Annotated in this window: 21 protein-coding genes and 3 pseudogenes; 11 read left to right on the forward strand and 13 right to left on the reverse strand. The window is 69.0% G+C overall.

Features of this window, described 5'->3' with window-relative positions:
• Positions 1 to 8: 8 nt before the first annotated feature.
• Positions 9 to 179: pseudogene (locus ACIBHX_RS23305) on the reverse strand (DUF4158 domain-containing protein); the annotation flags it as partial.
• Between the two features lie 880 nt (positions 180 to 1,059).
• Between ACIBHX_RS23305 and ACIBHX_RS23310 the strand changes: the two are divergent.
• The gene (locus ACIBHX_RS23310) at positions 1,060 to 1,194 is read left to right on the forward strand and encodes a hypothetical protein (protein ID WP_397069582.1); all 135 of its coding nucleotides are present in this window, start codon (positions 1,060 to 1,062) and stop codon (positions 1,192 to 1,194) included.
• Between the two features lie 46 nt (positions 1,195 to 1,240).
• On the opposite strand, the pseudogene ACIBHX_RS23315 reads toward ACIBHX_RS23310, so the two are convergent.
• The 4 genes and pseudogenes from ACIBHX_RS23315 to ACIBHX_RS23330 form a co-directional block, all read right to left on the reverse strand.
• Positions 1,241 to 1,324 (reverse strand): annotated as a pseudogene (locus tag ACIBHX_RS23315) (hypothetical protein); the annotation flags it as partial.
• 72 nt (positions 1,325 to 1,396) lie between these two features.
• Entirely contained in the window at positions 1,397 to 1,798 is a 402-nt protein-coding gene (locus ACIBHX_RS23320; RefSeq protein ID WP_397069297.1) for a hypothetical protein, read from the reverse strand.
• A 26-nt stretch (positions 1,799 to 1,824) separates the two neighbouring features.
• Positions 1,825 to 2,103 (reverse strand): hypothetical protein, encoded by a 279-nt coding sequence (locus ACIBHX_RS23325; RefSeq protein ID WP_397069298.1) that lies wholly within the window; start codon positions 2,101 to 2,103, stop codon positions 1,825 to 1,827.
• Positions 2,100 to 2,651, reverse strand: coding sequence for a TetR family transcriptional regulator (locus ACIBHX_RS23330; RefSeq protein ID WP_397069299.1), 552 nt, complete (start codon positions 2,649 to 2,651; stop codon positions 2,100 to 2,102). Before ACIBHX_RS23330 ends, ACIBHX_RS23325 begins: the two co-directional genes overlap by 4 nt.
• Before the next feature lie 91 nt (positions 2,652 to 2,742).
• Here ACIBHX_RS23330 and ACIBHX_RS23335 point away from each other — a divergent pair, with 91 nt between their 5' ends.
• On the forward strand, positions 2,743 to 3,891 hold the full coding sequence (locus tag ACIBHX_RS23335) for an FAD-dependent oxidoreductase (protein ID WP_397069300.1): 1,149 nt from the start codon (positions 2,743 to 2,745) through the stop codon (positions 3,889 to 3,891).
• A complete protein-coding gene (locus tag ACIBHX_RS23340) occupies positions 3,888 to 4,748 on the forward strand; it encodes an alpha/beta fold hydrolase (protein WP_397069301.1) in 861 nt (286 codons plus the stop codon). The genes ACIBHX_RS23335 and ACIBHX_RS23340 overlap by 4 nt, the downstream gene beginning before the upstream one ends.
• A gap of 272 nt (positions 4,749 to 5,020) precedes the next feature.
• Here the strand turns inward: ACIBHX_RS23340 and ACIBHX_RS23345 are convergent, their stop codons facing one another.
• Both ACIBHX_RS23345 and ACIBHX_RS23350 read right to left on the reverse strand, forming a co-directional pair.
• The gene (locus tag ACIBHX_RS23345) at positions 5,021 to 5,305 is read right to left on the reverse strand and encodes a hypothetical protein (RefSeq protein WP_397069302.1); all 285 of its coding nucleotides are present in this window, start codon (positions 5,303 to 5,305) and stop codon (positions 5,021 to 5,023) included.
• 100 nt (positions 5,306 to 5,405) lie between these two features.
• Positions 5,406 to 6,494, reverse strand: a complete 1,089-nt coding sequence (locus ACIBHX_RS23350; protein WP_397069303.1) for an acyl-CoA dehydrogenase family protein — start codon at positions 6,492 to 6,494, stop codon at positions 5,406 to 5,408.
• A gap of 46 nt (positions 6,495 to 6,540) precedes the next feature.
• On the opposite strand from ACIBHX_RS23350, the gene ACIBHX_RS23355 reads away from it, so the two are divergent.
• The gene (locus ACIBHX_RS23355) at positions 6,541 to 7,740 is read left to right on the forward strand and encodes a CaiB/BaiF CoA transferase family protein (protein WP_397069304.1); all 1,200 of its coding nucleotides are present in this window, start codon (positions 6,541 to 6,543) and stop codon (positions 7,738 to 7,740) included.
• Here ACIBHX_RS23355 and ACIBHX_RS23360 read toward each other — a convergent pair.
• From ACIBHX_RS23360 to ACIBHX_RS23380, 5 genes are all read right to left on the reverse strand, one after another.
• On the reverse strand, positions 7,694 to 8,095 hold the full coding sequence (locus tag ACIBHX_RS23360; protein WP_397069305.1) for an alpha/beta fold hydrolase: 402 nt from the start codon (positions 8,093 to 8,095) through the stop codon (positions 7,694 to 7,696). The two genes, ACIBHX_RS23355 and ACIBHX_RS23360, sit on opposite strands and share 47 nt — an antisense overlap.
• Positions 8,096 to 8,153: 58 nt before the next feature.
• Positions 8,154 to 9,371, reverse strand: a complete 1,218-nt coding sequence (locus ACIBHX_RS23365; protein WP_397069306.1) for an acyl-CoA dehydrogenase family protein — start codon at positions 9,369 to 9,371, stop codon at positions 8,154 to 8,156.
• The gene (locus tag ACIBHX_RS23370) at positions 9,368 to 10,006 is read right to left on the reverse strand and encodes a TetR/AcrR family transcriptional regulator (RefSeq protein WP_397069307.1); all 639 of its coding nucleotides are present in this window, start codon (positions 10,004 to 10,006) and stop codon (positions 9,368 to 9,370) included. The genes ACIBHX_RS23365 and ACIBHX_RS23370 overlap by 4 nt, the downstream gene beginning before the upstream one ends.
• 26 nt (positions 10,007 to 10,032) lie before the next feature.
• On the reverse strand, positions 10,033 to 10,779 hold the full coding sequence (locus tag ACIBHX_RS23375; RefSeq protein WP_397069308.1) for an enoyl-CoA hydratase/isomerase family protein: 747 nt from the start codon (positions 10,777 to 10,779) through the stop codon (positions 10,033 to 10,035).
• A gap of 222 nt (positions 10,780 to 11,001) precedes the next feature.
• Positions 11,002 to 12,450 carry an MFS transporter gene (locus ACIBHX_RS23380; RefSeq protein ID WP_397069309.1) on the reverse strand — a complete coding sequence of 483 codons (1,449 nt, stop codon included), beginning with the start codon at positions 12,448 to 12,450 and terminating at the stop codon, positions 11,002 to 11,004.
• 54 nt (positions 12,451 to 12,504) lie between these two features.
• Here ACIBHX_RS23380 and ACIBHX_RS23385 point away from each other — a divergent pair, with 54 nt between their 5' ends.
• The 6 genes from ACIBHX_RS23385 to ACIBHX_RS23410 all read left to right on the forward strand — a co-directional run bounded on the left by ACIBHX_RS23385 (position 12,505) and on the right by ACIBHX_RS23410 (position 19,304).
• Positions 12,505 to 13,272 carry a TetR/AcrR family transcriptional regulator gene (locus ACIBHX_RS23385; RefSeq protein ID WP_397069310.1) on the forward strand — a complete coding sequence of 256 codons (768 nt, stop codon included), beginning with the start codon at positions 12,505 to 12,507 and terminating at the stop codon, positions 13,270 to 13,272.
• Positions 13,273 to 13,941: 669 nt separating this feature from the next.
• Complete coding sequence (locus ACIBHX_RS23390; RefSeq protein WP_397069311.1) at positions 13,942 to 14,772, forward strand: SDR family oxidoreductase; 831 nt, start codon at positions 13,942 to 13,944, stop codon at positions 14,770 to 14,772.
• A 107-nt stretch (positions 14,773 to 14,879) separates the two neighbouring features.
• Positions 14,880 to 16,604: an amidohydrolase family protein gene (locus tag ACIBHX_RS23395; protein ID WP_397069312.1), complete on the forward strand. Its 1,725-nt coding sequence runs from the start codon at positions 14,880 to 14,882 to the stop codon at positions 16,602 to 16,604.
• Complete coding sequence (locus ACIBHX_RS23400) at positions 16,601 to 16,747, forward strand: hypothetical protein (RefSeq protein ID WP_397069313.1); 147 nt, start codon at positions 16,601 to 16,603, stop codon at positions 16,745 to 16,747. Before ACIBHX_RS23395 ends, ACIBHX_RS23400 begins: the two co-directional genes overlap by 4 nt.
• A complete protein-coding gene (locus ACIBHX_RS23405; RefSeq protein ID WP_397069314.1) occupies positions 16,744 to 18,222 on the forward strand; it encodes an AMP-binding protein in 1,479 nt (492 codons plus the stop codon). The genes ACIBHX_RS23400 and ACIBHX_RS23405 overlap by 4 nt, the downstream gene beginning before the upstream one ends.
• 80 nt (positions 18,223 to 18,302) lie before the next feature.
• On the forward strand, positions 18,303 to 19,304 hold the full coding sequence (locus ACIBHX_RS23410) for an MFS transporter (protein ID WP_397069315.1): 1,002 nt from the start codon (positions 18,303 to 18,305) through the stop codon (positions 19,302 to 19,304).
• A gap of 89 nt (positions 19,305 to 19,393) precedes the next feature.
• On the opposite strand, the gene ACIBHX_RS23415 is transcribed toward ACIBHX_RS23410, so the two are convergent.
• Positions 19,394 to 20,443 carry a LacI family DNA-binding transcriptional regulator gene (locus ACIBHX_RS23415; protein ID WP_397069316.1) on the reverse strand — a complete coding sequence of 350 codons (1,050 nt, stop codon included), beginning with the start codon at positions 20,441 to 20,443 and terminating at the stop codon, positions 19,394 to 19,396.
• 249 nt (positions 20,444 to 20,692) lie between these two features.
• Here ACIBHX_RS23415 and ACIBHX_RS23420 point away from each other — a divergent pair.
• Positions 20,693 to 20,851: pseudogene (locus ACIBHX_RS23420) on the forward strand (sugar phosphate isomerase/epimerase); the annotation flags it as partial.
• Positions 20,852 to 20,989 lie beyond the last annotated feature (138 nt).

Genomic DNA, 20,989 nt, shown 5'->3' on the forward strand with positions numbered 1-20,989 from the left:
GTCGACGGGCCTGTGCGCAGCGCGAAGCTGAGACGGGCATGTGCCCCACGCCGCTCGGCGATCAACGCCCGATCCGCGTCATCCAGGTAGAAGAATCGCTCCAGCTCCGCCTGCGACGGAGCACCCGAGAAGCGGCCGTACGCCCACCTCGGGATCGACGTGGAGATCGTCGCACGCAACCCCGCCGACCGCAGCGGTTTACGACCAGTGCGAGACCCACCATGCGACGGCAGTACTGGTTGGAGCCGTGGAGCTGCTGCCAAAGTTGGGCCCTTGCCCAGGTGGGAGAACCATTGAGGTCGGCGTCGAGGTAGCAGTGGCACGTGCCCACGTTCTCCAACGCATCCTCCAAGGCACGTTCGTTGACGATCTGCTGCCGGACATTAAGGTCGAGGCGTTCGAAGGACCGCGTCTTTCGTCCCGTTCCGGTTGATGGTGTTGGTGTCAGCGTCCAGGCAGAGCCCGGATGAATAGTTGACCACCTCGTACCAACTACCGCCCTTGCTGTAGAGCGACCACCACTGGGATAGCGAGGTCGAGAAAGTTTGCACGTCGGTGTCTTGCCCGACGGCCTGGAAGCCATTGTGTAAGTAGCCCTAACTCCAGTCGTTCCTGATCCGGAAGTTACCTACGAAGGTCAGTTCGACGTGAGCGGGCGTGGTCGGCCTAGCGTCTTGAGTGCTGGGAGATGGCGTAGCTGGGGCAGCATGCGCTGCCGTGCTGGACCCGGCAGTCACGGCAGCGATGGCGGTTTCCGCAGCGAATCCAATGGCAGACCAGCGTTGCATGGATGACCTCTTTCTTTCTGCTGTCGGACTTATGATCTGTGGCCCTGTTCTGCATCCGGGGCGCGCCCCGGACTGGGACCGCCTCCAACCGGGTAGACGCCAGCAGGTCCGCGAATTGGGCGGTGTCTGCACGCCCAATTCGCCGGGCCGGCTGCAGCACGCGGCCGCCACCGTGCCCGCGCGGGAAGAGGGGACCGGCACGTGACGTACGTGACCGTCGAAGGTGGCGAGCTCGACCACAGCCAGGCCAGCGCGGGGAGGTGCACGCCTGATGATGCAGCTGCGCCTCATGGGCGACGACGCCGACCGCGTCCGCGAGGTCACCAACCTGGCCTTGGCCGCGCTGCGTGGCCACCCCGCGCTGCAGCTTGGAGACCGTTTGCCGGCATCGGGTGCGCGACGGTGACCAGGTCCTCGCCGCCGCGAATGAGCTGGGTGACGAAGGTGTGGCGGCCGATGTGGGCGGTAGTGGGGTCCTCCAGTCCGGCGGCCTCGGCTATGGCCGTGAAGATCGCTGAGGCACCGCGCGGCGACAAGCCGCCGCCGCGGCGGTTGAGGAACAGGGCATGCTGGGCGGTGGCATGCTTCCAGGTACGGCGTTCGTCCAGTCAGTCGATCAGCGGCTGGCGCAGCTGCGGGTGGATGGGCACCTCGCGGACCTTGCCGCCCTTGCCGTAGACGACCAGCACGCCCTTGCGGGCCGAGAGGTGCGCGTCCGGCACGTCCAGGGCGACGGAGTCGCCGATGCGCAGCCCGGCGTAGAACGGCAGCAGGGCCAGGGCGCGGTCGCGGGCGTGCGGCCAGTCCTCGATGGCGCGCAGCCAGCGGATCTGGGCAGGGCCGTTCATCGCCTTCGAGGCGGTCTTGGGGATATCCTCGCGGGCGATGTCGGCCTTGCCCAGGCCGCGCCGGACGTAGAAGTCGTCCAGGGCGGCCAGGGCGTTGTTGACGTAACGGACCGACCGTTTGGGGTCGGCCTCGCGCAGCAGGTAGCGGCGGTAGTCGCGCACGGCCCAATCGCGGGCGCGGGCGCCTGTCAGCGGGTCGCCGCCGATGGTGGCGGGCCGCTCGGCCAGCAGGCCAGGTACATCCGCACCCGGGAGGCGTAGGTGCGGCGGGTGTCGGCCGCCAGCGGCACCTCCTCCAGCCAGGTGGTGTACTCGGCGAGGAGCTGTTCGTAGACAGCGGGCAGCGGAGTGGGGCGGGAACGTCGCCTGCGCCCGTCTCCATGTTCTCGGAAGTTGCTGCCGGGGGTTGTGACCCGGCCGGAGCCGGATTCTCGGAAGTCTTCGGCCATGGCAGACAGCAACGTCACGACGACAGAGATCCTCTGACGCCAGTGATGATCAATTCGAGGCCGTCATAGAAGGCCCGATCCCGGTGTTCTCTGGGCCAGCCGTCGACGCCGGTTTTGCGGGCCTGTTCCTCGATCGTGTAACCGTTGGCGTAAGCCATGACGGTGTCCACGGCGACGGCGGCCGTGCCGGCGGGGACACCCGCGGCGGTCAGGGCGGCGATGAGGTGCTGGAAGGCGGCGACGGCCTCGTCGCCCGGGTACTGGAAGCCGGACAGGAGGCGGGCGCCGTCGCGGTGGGCCAGCATGACCTCGCGCATGCCGGAGGCCACGCCGCGCAACAGCTCGTCCCAGGGGGCGTCGGGGAGCGGGGCGATGTCGCCCGCCGGGCTGACCAGGTGCGCGACCATGGCGTCCAGTAGGGCCTGTTTGCTTGGGTAGTGCCGGTACAGGGCGCTCGCCCGCACCCCGAGCCGGCTCGCCAGGAGCCGCATGGTGAGAGCGTCCAGGCCTACCTCGTCGAGCAGCTCGATCGCCGCCTGCAGCACTTGGGCGCGTCGCTGCCCCATCGTGTCCTCCATATCCGGGGTTGACAGTACTGCTCCATCTACGTGAACAATGTACACGTGAACGTTGTTCACTTCGAGATGGAGGATCACGATGACACGTGTTCTGGTGATCGGGGCAGGGCTCGGCGGGCTGACGCTCGCGCACGCCCTCGTCCGTGCGGGCCTCGACGTAGGCGTGTACGAGGCCGACGACGGCACCGGCGAGCGGGCCCAGGGCTACCGGATCGGACTCGCGCCGCCGGCGATGGAGGCGTTGCGCGCTAGCCTGCCGCAGCGGCTGTACGAGCTGGTCGAAGCCACCAGCGGTAGCCTTACCGGGCCGGGTTTGCTGTTCGACGAGCGGCTCACGCTGCTCAGCAGCGACCTGCCAGGACCGGAGGAGGCCAGGGCGCTCGACCGGCAGGTGCTGCGGCAGATCCTGCTCGGCGATCTGGGCGACCGGGTCGCCTTCGGCAAACGGCTGAAGCGTTTCGTCGAAGGGGCGGATGGGACGGTCACCGCGCTGTTCGCCGACGGCACGCAGGCCACGGGTGACGTGCTGGTCGGTGCCGACGGCGGAAACTCCGCGGTGCGGCGCCAGTTGGTGCCCGAGGTCAAGCTCATTGATGCCGACCTGTGCGGGGCGATGGGCCGCACCCCCGCCGCCGACCGCTTCCTGGAGCTCGTGCCGGGGCGCGGCACGATGGTCAAGGGCCCCGAGATCACGCTGATGCTGGGACGGATGCAGTTCGACAGGGAGCCCTGCGAAGCCGCCGCCGAACTCGTTCCCGGCCTGCCCATGCCCTTCAGGGAGAGTTATGTGAGGTGGGTGCTGCTCGTGCCACCGGAGCATCCGGCGGCTACCACGCCGGGCCGACAGGACGCCCGCGAGCTGGTGCTGGAGCTCATCGACGGCTGGCATCCCGACCTGCGGGACCTGGTGCGCAGCGCCGACATGAGCGGCGTGGGCCGCTCCAAGATCTATGACCGGCCGATGCCGCCGTGGCCGGTGGGCCGCGTCACGCTGCTGGGTGACGCCGCGCACCTGACGCTGGCCAGCGGCGGCAACGGAGCCAATACCGCGATGCAGGACGCCATACGGCTGAGCGCGGGACTGACTGAGGCCGATCAGGGCCGGCGGGACCTGATCTCGGCTCTGCGGGAATACCAGCACGACCTGCTGGAACGCGGGAACGCGGCAGTGGAGGTCGGCAAGCAGGCTCTGCACAAGTTCGTCCCGGCCGGGGGCGAGGCGCGATGAAGGATGCGCCGCGCACCGTACACGAGCAGGTTCGTTCGGCCGACGGAACCACGATCGGCTACCGCCGCCGTGGCCGCGGACCCGGGCTGATCCTCGTCCACGGCGGGATGCAGGCGTCGCAGCACTTCACGAAGCTCGCCGCCGCCCTGTCGACCGGATTCACCGTCTATGTGCCCGACCGGCGCGGACGTGGGCGCAGCGGCCCTCACGGCGCCGACTTCAGCGTCCTGCGGGAGGTCGAAGACCTGCAGGCGCTCATCACGGCGACCGGCGCGTCGCAGATCTTCGGTCTAAGCACCGGTGCGCTCGTCGTCCTGCGCACGGCTCTGAGCACGCCCACCCTTGACCGGGTCGCCCTGTATGAGCCCCCACTGTCGATCGACGGCTCGGCGCCGATGGACTGGGTGCCGCGCTTCGACCACGAGATCGCCGCGGGAAGGAGCGCATCAGCGCTGGTCACCGCACTGAAGGGGCTGGACGCCGAACCGTCGCTGTTCAGCAGGATCCCCCGCTTCGCCCTCGTGCCGCTCCTGGCGATCGGCGCGCGGTTGCAGGGCGATGGGCCCGCCGATGAGGTGCCGGTCAAAGCGCTCATCCCAACGCAGCACTTCGACATGCAGGTGGTCAGGGAAATGGCCGACACGCTCATGGACTACGCGGCGCTCGATGCGCGAGTGCTGCTCCTCGGCGGTACGAAGAGCGCGGCATACTTGGGCCTCGCCCTTCGGAAACTCGCCGAGGTGCTCCCGCATGCGCGAAGCATCGCCCTGCCGGGAGTCGGGCATTCGGGGCCGGAGGACGACGGAGCCCCGCTCGTCGTGGCCCAGGCGCTGCGTGATTTCTTCGGCGCACAATGACGGGCAGGGGCCGTCAACGGCACTCGCGTACCTCAAACGATGCGCTACCCCTATTCGTCGGCGGCGCTGGGATCACGGAGCTCGCGAAGCCCACCGCCCTGGTCGGGACGGTGGAACGGGTAGAAGGCGTGGAAGTTGATGTGCTCCCAGATCAACGGGGACAGCCGGGCCCGGATCTCCGGTCCGATCGATAGTTGCCCGTTGCGACCAGCACGCCGGCCTGGCTGATGTCCAGATCGGGGCGCCGCGCCTCCGACCGCGACAGGTCGGCATTACGTCGAAGTACCCGGTGTGGCCGTTGACCTCCAGCAGCAGCTCGGGATAGTCGATGCGCGCAGCATCCCCAGCACCGCGTCGTGCACCGCCTGGTAGCCGTCCGGCAGCGGCAGCGCATCCAGCTTCGCCAGGTTCAACCGGCCGCCGTTGACCGTGACGGCCGGGTTGGCCGCGACCTGCTTGTAGGCGGCGTCCAGGTCCTCGGCGAGATCCTGCAGATGCCAGGTCGGGCCGTCTCCAGGCCGAGCGCGGTCAGGATGCTGTCGCGGTGCACGCGCCACACCGGCTGCGGGATCAGCTTGCCGCGCGGATCGCCTGTACCTATGAGAATTCCGTGACGGCGGCGTTCCTCAAGGCCACGGAGAACCGTCGTCCTGTGTGTCAGCCGAGAAGCTGAGTGGCGACGAGTTCGCGATGGTAATCGGGAGAGCCGAACATGGCTTGGGTGGATTGGGCGCGGCGAAAATAGAGGTGGGCGTCGTGTTCCCAGGTGAAGCCGATGCCTCCGTGGATCTGGATAGTGTCCGCCACGACCTGGAGGTAGACCTCCGAGCACAGCGCCTTGGCCAGGCTGGCGACCGTCAGCAGCTCATCCGCCTCCTGGTCGGCCGCCTGGGCGGCGTGGTAGACCGCCGACCGGGCCCGTTCGATCGACAGCAGCATGTCGGCACACCGGTGCTTGATGGCCTGGAAGCTGCCGATCGGGCGGCCGAACTGCATACGCAGCTTGGCGTACTCGACGCTCATGTCCAGGCAGCGCTGGGCGCCGCCGACCTGCTCCGCCGCCAGGGCGATGATCGCCAACCGCAGGGCGGACTCCATCGCCGCCCGGGCCGGCCCGAGACGGCGGGCTGGCACCCCGTCGAAGGACAGGGCGGCCTGCTTGCGGGTCAGATCGATGGTCTGCAAGGGTCTGCGGATCAGCCCGGGGGCGTCGGCGGCGACGGCGAACAGGCTCGGACCCGACTCTTCCGCGGCCACCACCAGCAGCAGGTCGGCCGTGTGCCCATCGAGGACGTAGGTCTTGTGGCCGGTCAGGGCCCAGATGTCCCCGTCGGGGACGGCCACGGTTCGTAGGCCGTCCACGCTCCAGCCTCGGTCGTCCTCGGCCAGCGCTACCGTCGCGACGGTGGTCCCGTCGGCGATACCCGGCAGGAGCTCCTCAGCACCGACCGCGAGTGCGGCTCGCGCCGCCAGCACGGCCGAGCCCAGGTAGGGCGCGCACAGCAGCGCGCGGCCCATCTCCTCCAGCGTGACCACCAGTTCAGCGGCCCCGCATCCGGCACCGCCAAACCGCTCGGGAATCGCCAGGCCCTGGAGCCCGAGCTGGCCCGCCATGGTGGCCCACACCCGCGGGTCGTAGCCGCTCTCGGTCTCCATCAGGCGGCGGACCTCGGCGGTCGGCGAGGAGTCCCGGAGGAATCGCCGCACTTCCGCACCGAGCTGCCGTTGCTCATCAGTGAAGATCACTTGGAGCAGCCTTCCCATAAGGTCATTTACCGCGAATAATATCGACATGGTTGTCGAAAATCCAGGTTCCTTGGAGGGCATCCGCGTGCTGGACCTGACTTCCGTGGTCATGGGTCCGCTCGCGACCGCGATCCTGGGCGACCTCGGCGCGGACGTGATCACGGTCGAGAGCCGGCGCGGCGACATCAATCGCTTCATGGGTGCCGGACCGCATCCGCACCTTTCGGGCGTCTCGCTGAACCTGCTGCGCAACAAGCGCAACCTTGACCTCGATCTCAAGAGCGAGACAGGACGGGAGGTCCTGCTCCGGCTCGCCGCGACCTGCGACGTCTTCGTCACCAACATCCGGCCGGGCGCGCTGGCCCGGCTCGGCGCGGCGTATTCCGACATCGCGCTGGTACGCCCGGACGTCATCTACTGCCAGGCGCATGGGTGGCCGTCGGACAGCGACCGAGCCGACGAGCCCGCCTACGACGACATCATCCAGGCCGCGAGCGGGCTTGCCGATCTGGCCGTGCGCGCGGGCGGCGAGGCGCCCGGGCTCATGCCCACGATCGTCGCCGACAAGGTGTCCGGCCTCACGATCGTCTACGCCGTGCTCGCCGCGCTGTTCCACCGGGAGCGCACCGGTCAGGGCCAGCGGATCGAGGTCCCGATGGTGGACGTGGTCTCCGCCTTCCTCCTGGTCGAGCATGGCGCGGGCGCCATTCCCCAGCCGCCGGCGGCGCCGCCCGGATACAAGCGGATCCTCACGCCGGAACGGCGCCCGCAGCGAACCCGGGACGGGTGGATCAACGTGCTGCCCTACGACCGCGAGCACTACGACACTCTGTTCACCGTGGGCGGCCGCCCCGACCTGGTCGGCGATCCGCGCTACGCGACCGGGCGTGACCGCATCGCCAACTCCGATTTCCTGTACGGCCGGCTCCGGGAGATCATCGCGGATCGGACGACCGCCGAGTGGCTGGAGATCTGCAACCGGCACAGCATCCCCGCGGCCGCGATCGGCCGGTTGGAGGACCTGGTCGACGCGCTGCCCGAGGCCGAGCATCCGGTGGCGGGTCGGTACAAGGTGATCCCGCCGCCGATCCGGTTCGGCCGGACCCCCGCCTCGGTCCGCCGTCCCGCGCCGCTGATCGGCGAGCACAACCGGGAGGTGCTCGCCGAGATCGGATTCACCGACGAGGAGATCACGAAGCTCACTGAGCAGGGAGTGCTGCGAGAAGGCCGGCGACGGCACGGTTGAACAGCTCGGGCCGGTCGATGTTGGCCTCGTGCCCGGCACCCGGGATGACCACCTTGACCGCTCCGGGGATCTTGCCCGCCATGTAGTCCGCGGCGGCCAGGAACGGCGTGTCGTCCGCGCCGACCACGATCAAGGTGGGCACCTTGACATCAGGAAGGGAGCGGATGACGCGGTCGTCGCGCTGGGGCAGGATCCCCCGTGCGGCCAGCGCCAGGCCGCGCTGTTCGACCGTGCGCGCCTGCTTGTCCGCATAGCCGTTCCAGCGCTTGCGAGATGTCCCAGGTGATGACCCGCCGATCGGCTCCGAGCGCCGCCAGGTTGCCTGTCCACATCGCCGAGGAGGATCCGTATCCATGAGTGAGCAGCAGGGGCGGCATGGCGGTAGCCGTACCGTGGACCCGAGTAGTTGATCTTCATCGGGCGTTCCACCTGATCTCGCGGAAGGGGACGTCCCGATCCACGACGGGCTCTTTGGGCAGGCCCAGGACCCGTTCCCCGATGATGGTGCGCTGGATCTCGTCGGTCCCGCCTGCCAGCGAGGCGGCGGGAACCGACAGGAAGACCTCCGCGATCGTCCCGCCGAGCGGGGCGTCCGACCCGGCCAGCATGCCGGACGGGCCCGCGATCAGGGCGTGTACCCGTGCGGCGGCCCGGGCGATGTCGCTGCTCGCCAGCTTGGCCAGGGATCCTTCCGGGCCGGGAGGGCGCCCGGCGGCGCGCGCGGCCGCGGCCCGCTGCGAGGTCCAGCGGGCCGTCCAGACCAGGGTGATCAGCTTGACGATCTCCTGCCGGACGACCGGGTCGGTGTGCCGGCCACTCGCGATCGCCCGCTCGATCACCAGGTCGGGACGGCCGGCCCGTTGCGGGTACCACCGGTACGGCTCCATCGCCCGAGCCGACTCCTCGGCCGCCTCACGCCGGCAGCGACCGGCGTCCGGACCGGCGACGGCCCTGCGGCCCAGGTCGACCATCCTGCGCTCGTGCGCGAGGGTCGTGAGGGCCACCGTCCACCCATCGTTCACCGCCCCGACCACGTTGGCGGCACGCACCCGGGCCTCCTCGAAGAACACCTCGTTGAAGGACGCGTGGCCGTTCATCTGCCGCAGTGGACGGACCTCGACCCCGGCTTGGCGCATCGGAAGCACGAAGTAGGTCAGGCCGCGATGCTTGGGAGCGTCCCAGTCGGTCCGCGCGAGCAGCATGCCGTAGTCGGCGTGATGGGCGGAGGTGTTCCAGACCTTCTGACCGCTGATCACCCAGGTGTCGCCGTCAAGGTGCGCCCGGGTCCGCAGTCCGGCCAGGTCGGAGCCCGAGCCGGGCTCGCTGAACAGTTGGCACCAGTGGATCTCGCCGGTGAGCGTGGGCCGGACGAAACGCCGCTTCAAGTCGTCCGAGCCGTGGGCGAGGATGGTCGGGGCGGCAAGGTGCATGCCCAGGCCGTCCGCCGGTCCGACCGCGCCGATCCGACGGAACTCTTCGGTGACCTCCTGCGCCGCGGCGGGCGGCAGACCGCGACCGCACCACTCGCGCGGCCACGTCGGCGCGCCCCATCCGGAATCCGCCAGGCGCTCTCGCCACTCGCGAAGGCTCAGCTCGGGATCCCAGTTCTCGTGAAGCCACTCTCTGATCATTCCGGCTCCTTCAATCCGACGGCACGTGCCCAGATGCCGGTGAGGGTCCGCGCGGCGGTCTCGTCGTCGTAGCCGTCGCCGCCCGCGAACCACCAGTACGCGAAGTTCGACAGCATCGACACCAGCGCGCCGGCCGTGGTGTGCGCGTCGATCTCCGGGTCGGCCACTCCGGACTCCTGCCAGCGGCGGATGGTCCGGGCGACCCGCTCGACGTGCCGCTGCCGCCCGGCGAGGCGGATCCGGTGGACGTCCGGATCCATGGTCGACAGCTGTTCCAGTAGCGCCCAGAACGCGCTGTTGGCTCGGTAGAGCTCGAGGTAGCGGCGGTTGGACCGGTCGAGCGCCACCACGGTGGGCAGCCCGCGGTCGGCGGGGTCCGGCGCCACCGCCGCGTCCAGTTGGCGACTCACCTCCTGCGCCAGGGAGCGGAACACGTCCTGTTTGGACGAGAAATAGGTGTAGAAGCTGCCATGAGCGACCCCGGCCTCGGCGGCGATGTCGGCGACCCGGGTGTCGAGGTAGCCGTCGCGCTCGAACACCCGCCGCGCGGCCTCGAGCAGTTCCGCGCGGGCGCGCTGCCCTTTCGGCGTGACGCGCTCCTCGTGACCGGCGCGCCGCGCCGCGCCGGTGCCCACGGGTGTCCACCCACCTCGGGTCCGCTTCATTGTCCCGTGAAGGCCGGTGTACGGCGTTCGACCATCGCCCGGACGCCTTCGGCGAAGTCGCCGGTGCGCATGAGCCGGGCCTGTTCGGCGGCTTCGTGCTCGACGGCGCCCCGAACCCGGTCGGCCAGGTCGCCCCGCATCGTCTCGCGGATCGCCCGTACGGCCAGGGGCGCCGACTCGGCGATCTCGGTGGCCAGGGCGTGCGCGTGCGCTCTGAGCTCGGCGGGGTCCACGAGACGATCGCACAGTCCCATCGCGGCCGCTTCGGAGCCGTCGATCCGGCGTCCGGTATACAGCAACTCCAGCGCGCGCTGCGGCCCGATGATCCTCGGCAGGGTCTCGGTCAGCCCGAACCCGTGGTGGAATCCCAGCCGGGCGAAGTTCGCGGAGAGCCTCGCCTGCGGACTCGCCACCCGGAAGTCGGCCGAGCACGCCAACCCCAGGCCCCCGCCGATGGCTGCCCCCTGCACCGCGGCCACCACCGGAATCCCGGCCTCGAACAGCCGCACGGCTTCCTGGTAGAGGCTCGTCACACCGCCGGTCGGCCTGCTGAAGTCCGCTCCCGCGCAGAAGTTCTTGCCCTCCGAGCACAGGACGATCGCCCGGCACTCTCCGCCCGCGTCCAGTTCGTGATAGATGTCCGCCAACGCCCGCACCAACTCGAGATCGAAGTAGTTGTGCGGTCCCCGGCAGATCTCCACCGTCGCCACCCGGCCCTTGAGGCCTACCGACACGTCAGACATGCATCCTCCAGGATCGACATGCATGTCGAGAATAATCCCCCAGCCTTCCGCCGTCCATGCCATCACGCCCGAGTACGCGCAAGCCGTAAAAGATCTTGATCGACACGTACTGACAGTGCGTGTGCCGAATATTCCTTCGGAGGAGACCACTTGAGCCCGTTTTCAAGGTCTTCCTGGCTACGGCGGGCCGTACGGCGGATGGTGATCGCGGGGCGTGAAGGGTCAGTGGCCTGCTTGCTGGGCGTGTTTGGGGAGGAGCCCGACCAGGAGCAGGGTGGCCAGGTAGAGGACGGCGGCGAGTGCGGTGATGAGTTCACCGGCGTCGAAGAAGTTGCTGTGGCCGGCTTGGGCGAAGAAGGCGGTGCCGAGGGTGGCGGCGCCAGTGGCGTTGGCGAACTGTTGGACGGCGTTGAGCATGCCTGATCCGGTGCCGACTTCGTCGGTGGTGGCATCGCCGAGGACGTAGTCGAAGATGGGGATGAACACCAGGCCGGAGCCGAAGCCGGTGATCAGCAGGGCGGGTGCGAGGGTCCAGGAGGTCAGGGTGTCCTGGGTGTGGGCGATGGTCCAGCCCAGTGTGATCAGGCCGGCGGCGGCGATGCCGAGGCCGAGTTGCAGGGTGGCGCGGCCGAGCCGCTCGGCGAGGAAGGCGCCGGCGAGGCCGACGGCGATGGCGCTGCCCAGGGCCCAGGGGATCAGAGTGAGGCCGGTGTGCAGGGGTGTCCAGCGCGCGCCGAGTTGGAGCATCACGTTGAGGGCGAGCTGGAATCCGGTGAGTGCGGCGTAGAAGCCACAGACGATGACCAGGCCGACGACGAAGCTGCGCTTGTGCAGCAGCGACGGGGCGATCACCGGGTGGGCGCTGCGGCGTTCGGAGACGGCGAACAGCGCGAGCACCGGGATCGAGGCGGCCATCATGGCGTAGGTCCAGATCGGCCAGCCGAGTTCGCGACCCTGGACCAGGGGGATGATCAGCAGGGCCGAGGCCAGGGTGAGCAGTCCGACACCGCGCAGGTCCAGGCGGGCGGTGGTGTCCTCGCCGGCGTGGCGGGGCAGCAAACAGGAGCCAAGGATCCAGGCGGCCACGCCGATCGGCACGTTGATCAGGAAGATCGAGCGCCACTGGCCGCCGAACAGGTCCAGGTGCAGCAGCCAGCCCGCCACAATGGGGCCGGCCACCGTGGCCAGGCCCATGATCGGGCCGAACGGGATGAGGGCCCGGCGCAGGTGCTCGGGCGAGAAGACGATCTTCACCAACGCGAAGCCCTGCGGGATCATCACCGACCCGCACACACCCTGCAGCACGCGGGCACCGATCAGGAAGGCGACACCGGGCGCGAGACCGCAGGCCAGTGAGGACAGGGTGAACCCGGCCATGCCGGCCAGGAACAGGCGACGGCGGCCGACCAGGTCACCCAGCCGGCCGGAGGTCACCAGGCCGAGGGCGAACGCCGCGGTATAGGCGGCCAGCACCCACTGCACGGTGGTGTCGCCGCCGCCCAACTCGGCCCGGATCGAGGGTCCGGCAAGGTTGGCGATGGTCGAGTCCAGCACGTCCATCACGTCGGCGATGACCACCACCACGAGCACGAGCCAGGCCCGCCGTAGCGGCAGGACCGGAGACTGCGCGGGAGGCGGCCCCGCGTTTGAAGAACTTTGTTCAGTCGTCATGAACTAAGTTCTACTCAACGAACGTAGTTCATGTCAAAGGATAGGATGAGAGGTATGGCCCAAGATCCGAAAGCACGCCGGGCAGCTCGGCACCTACAGTCCGGCGCCGCCCCGGCCCACCCCGCGCCGCGCCGCGAGCCCCTCACCGTCGACCGCATCATCGATGCAGCGCTGCACGTGGTGGCAACCCAGGGCTATGACGCGTTGACGATCCGCGCCATCACCGGCGAGCTCGGCACCAGCCCGTCCTCGCTGTACGCGCACGTGGTCAACAAGGCCGACATCGACGACCTGATCATCGGACGGCTCAGCTCCGAACTCGTGCTGCCTGAACCTGACCCGGACCGCTGGCGGGACCAGCTCCTGCAGGTGTACACCCAGATCCGCGACCAATACCTGCGCTATCCCGGCATCTCCCGCGCGGCGCTGGCCACCGTCCCCACCAACCTGGAGACCCTGCGGGTGAGCGAGGCGATCCTGGCGATCCTGCTCGCCGGCGGAGTGGAGCCCCAGACCGCGGCCTGGGCCATGGACGCCCTGTCTCTCTACGTCGCCGCCTACGCCCTGGAGATCTCCCTGGTCCACGCGCGAAAGACCGGCCAGAGCGAGGAGTGGGTCCTCAGCCGCGACGAACTCCTGCACCGCCTCACCACTCTGCCCGCCGACCAGTTCCCCCACATCAGAAGCCACGCCGCCGAACTGACCTCCGGCAGCGGACACCTACGGTTCGACTTCACCCTCAACCTGATGCTCGACAGCCTCACCCGACAGCCACCGGAACGCACCGAGCAGACAGAGAGTCACTGCCCAGCGCGACCGTGACTCCGGGTCGATAGCGGTGCCGATTAATCATCCGGGCAGGTCGATCACGTCTGCGGATATCGAGGCGGGTGATCCCGGTTTGGATGGTGTCCGGCTCAGTTCGGTGTGGTCGGTGTTGGTGGTAGAACATCTCGAACTCACTCAGGGCATGAGGAGTTCTCCCGGGCCAGCCGCAACACCAGGGCGCGGATGGATCGTACGGTGCGCGGGCGTCCTCGCCGTCGGGTGCGCTGGCCGCCGCGTGACGGCGTCTCAGCAGGTCGCTATGCCAGCGCATGATGGTGTCCGGGCGGGACCAGCAACGTGAGGTGTCGAAGCCTGTCCCTCGACAGATGACGCAGCAGTCCTGAGAGCAGAAACCGGTCATCCGGCGCGAACACCGGCTTGGCCACCTGCCGCCGCAAGACCATCAACTGATGCCGAAGCACCAGAATCTCAGTCTCTCACCGACCGGCCGTCCCGGCACCCGCAGGGACTGCACTGATACCAAGCGCTTGCTCGTTATGGCCGTACGGGCTTAGGGTCGAGGAGATGTCCATGCTGAACGTCCTCTGGCCGGGCTCGCCCGGGCTCGTTTCGCCGGGATGATGCTCGCCGACCACGGCGCCGAATCCGGTCGGGCGATCCGGTTGGCTCCACCGTCGACGAACCGTTGTGGAGGGAGCAGCCATGAACCTCGAAGGCCAGGGAGTGCTCGTCACCGGCGGTGGCAGTGGCATCGGGCTGGGCGTCGCCAAGCGCCTTGCCGCCTCGGGCGCCGCCGTGACAATCTGCGGCCGCACGGAGGGTCGGCTGGCCGCCGCCTGCGCGGAGATCGGCAAGGCGAGCTATGTGGTGGCCGATGTGGCTGACGAGGAGCAGATGGCAGCGGCCGTACGACGGGCCTGGGAGTACGCGGACGGCCGTCTGGACGGGGTGGTCGCCTCGGCGGGCGGCTCCGGCTGGCTGGGCCCGATCACCCAACTGCCGATCGAGGAGTGGCAGAAGGTCATCGCGACGAACCTGACCGGCACCATGCTGGCGCTCAAGCACTCCGCTGCGCTGATGGCCGCGGCGGGCGGCGGCTCGTTCGTGGCGATCTCCTCGATCGCCGCCTCCAACACCCACCGCTGGTTCGGCCCATACGGCGTTGCCAAGGCGGGCATCGACCACCTGTGCATGCTGGCCGCCGACGAACTCGGCCCCAGCGGCGTCCGGGTGAACGCGATCCGTCCTGGCCTGATCCGCACCGAGATGGTGTCGATCATCACCGATGCGGAGAACCCGGTCCTGGCCGACTACCGGGCCTGCACCCCGCTGCCCAGGGTGGGCGAGGTGGCGGACGTGGCCGCGCTGGCGGCCTTCCTCCTATCGCAAGAGGCCTCGTGGATCACCGGTCAGGTCATCAACGTGGACGGCGGCCACTCGCTGCGCCGCGGCCCCGACTTCTCCCCCTGGCTCGAACCCGCCTACGGCCGCGACGGTCTGAGAGGGGTGACACCTACCCAGACCCCATCCTGATGGGTCAGGTGCCAGCACCGGACGCATCAGGAAATATCGACATGACCGCCAAATCGACGGGGCGTGCGATGCGGCGGTTCCGTGACGCTCTCCTACCGGAGCTGACCATGCACGATCTTGTCATTCGCGCCGCCACCGTCGTCGACGGCACCGGCGCTCCGCCGTACACCGCCGACGTCGCCGTCACAGACGGCCGCATCACCGAGGTCGCCCGCCGGAACGACGCGGACCGGCCGGGGCGAGCCCGGCGCATCATCGAGGCGGACGGGCTGCTGCTCACGCCCGGCTTCGTCGACCTGCACACGCACTATGACGGTCAGGCCACCTGGGACCCACTGCTCGGTCCCTCATGCTGGCATGGCGTCACCAGCGTGGTCATGGGCAACTGCGGCGTCGGCTTCGCCCCCGCCAGGCCTGACCGGCGCGAGTGGCTGATCGGCCTCATGGAGGGCGTCGAGGACATTCCCGGCACCGCACTCTCCGAGGGGATCGCCTGGGAGTGGGAGAGCTTCCCTGAGTTCCTCGACGCGCTGGAGCGGCATCCGCACGTCCTCGACATCGGCACACAGGTGCCGCACGGCGCGCTGCGCGCGTACGTGATGGGCGAGCGCGGCGCGCGCAACGAGCCCGCCTCGCCCGACGATGTCGCCAGGATGAAGCATCTGGTCAAGGAGGGGATCGAGGCCGGCGCGCTGGGATTCTCGACGAGCAGGACGCTGGCCCACACGGCGATCGACGGCGAGCCGGTGCCGGGCACGTTCGCGGCAGAGGACGAGCTGTTCGGCATCGGCGAGGCGCTGCGCGAGCTCGGCAGGGGCGTCTACGAGATCGCACCTGCCGGAGCCGCGGGCGAGGACGTCAACGCGCCGATGAGGGAGGTGTCCTGGATGAGCAGGCTGGCCGAGGCTATCGACCGGCCGGTGACCTTCGCACTGCTGCAGATCGACTCGGTGCCCGACCTGTGGCGTGAGCTGCTGAGCGAATCGGCCAAGGTGGCGCGGCTGCACCCGCAGGTGGCCTGCCGGCCGTTCGGGATGCTGATCGGCCTGGAGGCGCTGCACGCCTTCGCCGACCGCCCTTCATACCAGAAACTCTCCACGTTGCCGCGCCGCGAACGTGTCCACCGCATGCGCGACCCCCAGCTCAAGCACCGCATCCTCCACGAGGTCCCGAAAGAGGAGGACATGCTCGCGGCCCTCTGCCGCGGCTTCACCGACCGCCTCTATCCGCTGAATCGAGAAGATCCGGACTACGAGCCGCACCCCAGCACCTCCGTCAAGGCCCAAGCCGAGCGCCAGGGCCGAGAGCCGCTCGAACTGCTGTACGACCTCATGCTGGAGGACGACGGCCAGGCGATCTTCCTTCTGCCGATACTCAACTACGCCAACGGCGACCTAGATCCCCAGCGCGAGATGCTGCTGCACCCGCATGCCGTACTCGGGCTCGGCGACGGCGGCGCGCACTGCGGCTTCATCTGCGACGCCTCCATGCCCACCACGATGCTCTCCCACTGGGCGCGCGACCGCTCGCGCGGTGCGCGGCTGCCACTAGAGCACGTCGTCAAGCTGATGTCGCGCGACACCGCCCGGCTGTACGGCCTGCACGACCGCGGCGTGATCTCCCCCGGCATGAAGGCCGACCTGAACCTCATCGACTTCCAGCGGGTCGGCAACCACCGCCCGCAAATGGTGCACGACCTGCCCGCGGGCGGACGCAGGCTCATCCAGCGGGCCGACGGCTACGTCGCCACCTTCGTCAGCGGCATCCAGACCTTCTCTCACGGTGAGCACACCGGGGCACTGCCCGGCCGGCTGATCAGGGGCGGAGAATGAGCGGACTGTTCAGGACCGCGGAAGCGGCGATCGCGGACAGGAAGGCCTCGGCCGCATGGGCCGACGCGGAGAGGCCGCGGCCTACGCGCAACTCGTTCATGCGCGGCATCACCTTCTTCCTGATCGCCCTGGAGGCGCGGTGATCAACCTCGCGGACGTCTTCGAATGCGCCGCGGACGCAGTGCCCGACCGGCTCGCGCTGGTCGCGGGCGAGGTCCGGCTGACCTACCGCGAGCTGGACGAGCGCGCCAACCGGGTGGCGCACTGGCTCCAAGCTCTAGGGGTACGGCCGGGCGAGCACGTGGGCATCCTGTCCTGGAACCGCGCGGAATGGCTGGAGAGCATGATCGGCTGCTTCAAGGCCCGGGTGGCGCCGGTCAACGTCAACTACCGCTATGTCGAGCGGGAGCTGGCCCATCTGCTCCGCGACGCCGATTGCGTGGCGCTGCTGGGCGAGGCCGACCTGCTGGCCAGGGCACCCTTCCACGGTCCCATGCTGGCCTTCGGCGAGCCGTACGAGCGGGCGCTGGCGGACGTGCCGGGCGGCAGGGACTTCCAGCCGCGGTCGGGGGACGACCCGTACATCCTCTACACCGGCGGAACGACCGGGCTGCCCAAGGGCGTGTTGTGGCGTTCGGAGGACATCTACCTCGCAGCGATGAGTGTCTACTCGGGGCCCGTCGAGGATGTTTCGGAGCTGCGCTTCGGACCCGAGGGGCTGCGCTTCCAGGTGCACGCGCCGCTGATGCATGGCAACGGGCAGTGGAGCAGCTGGATCTGCCTGTCGGCGGGCGGCACGGTGATCCTTTGGACGGGGCGGCACTTCGATCCGTGCGCGGTGCTGGAGCTGGCCGAGCGCGAGCGGTCGCAGGTGCTGTCGCTCGCAGGGGACGGCATGGCCAGGCCGGTCGCCGACGAGTTGGGGCGCCGGCCGTACAAGCTGGAGGTCTTCTCGGTGGGGTCGGGCGGCGCCCCGCTGTCGGCGACGACGCGAGAGAGGATCCGCGCGGCGCTGCCCGACGCGATGATCGTCGACAACTACGGCGGGTCGGAGACGGGCGCAGTAGGGGCTGCCGCCGAGGAGGAGCGGCCCAGGTTCGCGCTAGGCCCGGGCTTCGCTGTGCTCGGCCCCGATCACCTGCCGGTACAGCCCGGCGACCAGGGCGTGCTGGCCAGATCAGGAAACATCCCGCTCTGCTATTACAAGGATCCGGTGAAGACGGCGAGCACCTTCGTCACAGGGCCGGATGGAACCCGCTGGGCGCTGCAGGGCGACCAAGCGATCCTGCACGACGACGGCACCGCGCTCATGCTCGGCCGAGGCTCAATGGTGATCAACACTGGTGGGGAGAAGGTGTTCCCCGAGGAGGTGGAGATCGCCGTGCGCAGCCACCCGCACGTTTACGACGCGCTGGTGATCGGCACGCCGGATCCGCAGTTCGGCCAGCGGGTGACAGCAGTGGTCGCAGGCGAAGTGACGCTGGAAGAGTTGGCCGAGCACTGCCGCGGGCGGCTCGCAGGATACAAGATCCCGCGAGTACTGCGGATCGTGCCCGAGATCAAGCGGACGCCCGTGGGCAAGCTCGACTACATGTGGGCGCGGACGCTGTTCGCGTAGTCCTCAGCGAAGCGGGGCCGCTGCTCTTCCGCAGAACCCAAGGACCGATGAATGGATCATGGTGTGCGCAGGGTTGGCGCATGCGAGCACGCACGGAGCATGGCGGGGTCCTACGGGCGCTCGTGGTGCTGACGTTGGGGATCGCGCTCCGGTGGGTGCCGACGGCAGCCGGTCTGTTCGCGGGAACCGTGCTGATCGGGGCGGGCATCGCCGTGGGCAACGTGCTGCTGCCGAGCCTCATAAAGCGCGATTTCCCCACCAAGGTGGGACTGCTGACCAGCGCCTACGCCACGGTGATGGGCGGTGTCGCCGCAGTGGCGTCCGGGGTGGCGGTGCCGATCAGCGAGGTCGCCCCCGGTGGTTGGTATACCGCGTTGGGGTGCTGGGTCTTGTTCGCGCTGGTGGCTGTGCTGCTGTGGCTTCCTCAGCTGCGGGCTCCGCGGCGTGCCGCACAGGCGATTGGCGGCCACCGGTTGCCGTGGGGTTCCGGGCTGGCGTGGGCGGTCACGGCGTTCATGGGATTGCAGTCGCTGGGCTTCTATGTCGTCGTGACGTGGTTGCCTCAGGTTTTCCAGGACAACGGCATGAGTGCGGCTACCGCGGGATGGCTGCTGTTCCTGTTCCAGGCGGTCGCGGTGCTGACCAGCCTGGCGGTGCCCGGCGCGATGCGGTGGGCGCGTAACCAGCGCGCGCTGGCGACGATCTGCTCGGCAGTCATGCTCCTCGGCTACCTTGGACTCTTCGTGGCGCCGGGATTGGCGTTGCTGTGGAGTGTTGTCCTCGGGTTGGGCGGCGGAGCCTGCCTCGTGCTCGCGTTGGCCTTCATCAGCCTGCGCGCCCAGGACGCGAGCGTAGCGGGCGCGTTGTCGGCGATGGCGCAGTCGATCGGTTACCTGCTGGCCGCCGTCGGGCCGGTGGCTTTCGGGCTGCTGCACACGGTGAGTTCCGGCTGGCAAGCACCGATCATGTTGATGTGCGTGGCCGCGGCCGGCCAGACGATCGTCGCAATGGTGGCAGGCGGGGGCACGGTGCGCTCAGCCGCCGGCCAGGTGCCTGATCGCGTCCCCTCGCCCGGGCACTGATCCATCCGGGCAGGGAAACTGGGTGCGCCATGAACTCGCGGGCAGGGCGTTGTCAGAGCCTGGCGAGCAGCTTCGAGCCGAGAGTGCCGCTACGGCACACGCCGTGATCGCTGAGGCGGAGACGTGCTCCCACGCTCGATCAGCCGGGTTTCGAGTTCGACGCGGGGGGTTTGGACCGCTTCACCGGCGATGAGCCGCAGGAGCGTGCCGGCGGCCAGCTCGGCCATCTCACGCACGGGTTGGCGGACCGTGGTGAGTGCCGGGCTGAGCCAGCGTGCTTCCGGAAGGTCGTCGAACCCGATGACGCTGAGATCGTGCGGGATCCGCAGTCCTCGTTCGGCGGCGACGTCGAAGACGCCGAGGGCCATGTGATCGGAGCAGGCGAAGACGGCTGTCGGAGCGTTCGGGAGATCCAGCAACTCCACCACGGCCGCGGCCGCTTCGGTGCGGCCCCAGTTCCCGTAACGCACCAGCTCAGTGCCGTCCCCGAGGCCGTGGACCGCGAGGGCCGACCGGAATCCATCCAGGCGGGCCTGGCTGTAGTGGTGATGCGGTACGCCTCCGATGGCGGCGATGCGAGTATGTCCCAAGGCGATGAGATGCTCCGCGGCCTGTCGGCCGCCGGTCCAGTTGGTCGCGCCCACCGTGGGGATCCCGGTGGACAGCGGCCGGTGCGGGTCCAGGGCGACGAGGTGGATGCCGGCCTCAGTCAGCCGGCGATACTGCGCGGTCGTCGGTGTGACGAGCGCGAGCACTGCTCCCTTGCTGCCCCGATCGATCAGACGCTGCACCCAGTCACGGCCGTCCGGTTCGGCTCCTCGCGCAACCACGACGACCACATCGTGACCCGTCTTCGCCAGGGCGCGCTCGATCCCGGAGAGCATGACGTTCGCCCAGGTGCCCTCGACGCCGGACACGACCAGGTCGATGAGGTTGTTCGGGCTGGAGGCGTTTCCCGAGTCCGTCAGCGCGTATCCGGCTTGCCTGAGACGTGCCGCGACAGACTCGCGGACTGCGGGCGAGACGTCACTTCGGCCGTTCAACACCTTCGACACGACGGGAACGGGCACGTCGGCGGCTCGGGCGATCTGGGTGAGGGTCGGCGATCCCGGCGGTCTGCGCCATGCGCGCTGCGTCATGCATCAAGCATGCGAGACCACCATTATGTTGCGCAACTTTTGATCCTGGCGGCCTGATAGAAGCTGGCTCTATGGTGATTGTGCTTGGAATCTGACTATCAATGTTGCGCAAGATTCGTTAAGAGACAATGCCGAACAACCTTCGAATCGGCCTCGTCGGTCACGGCTTCATGGGGCGGGTGCACTCGCCGGCATGGCAAGTCGGCGACCGGGCGGTCGATCTGTCGCTCGTGCCCGAGCTGACCGTCATCGCCGGTGTGGCATTGTCTGGCGATGTTCCCGCCGGTGTCGGCCGAGGTCATCGAGCGCCGATATGCCGAGTTCGCGGAACGGTTCAACCCCATCCTCGACGTCTTCGACTCGGTCGGCGTGCACTGCGCCCACGAGGTCCATCCCAGCGAGATCGCCCGCGAGCCCTGCACGCGATCACCACCGCCCGGCCTTCGGCCTGAAACGCCGCCTTCAGCCAGAGCAAGGCGAACTGAGAGGGAGACCATGCCGAAGTCGCAGAAACGAGCGCTCGTCGTCCGCGGCGGGTGGGACGGC

This window comes from Nonomuraea sp. NPDC050536 (assembly GCF_044457685.1).
Lineage (GTDB): Bacteria > Actinomycetota > Actinomycetes > Streptosporangiales > Streptosporangiaceae > Nonomuraea.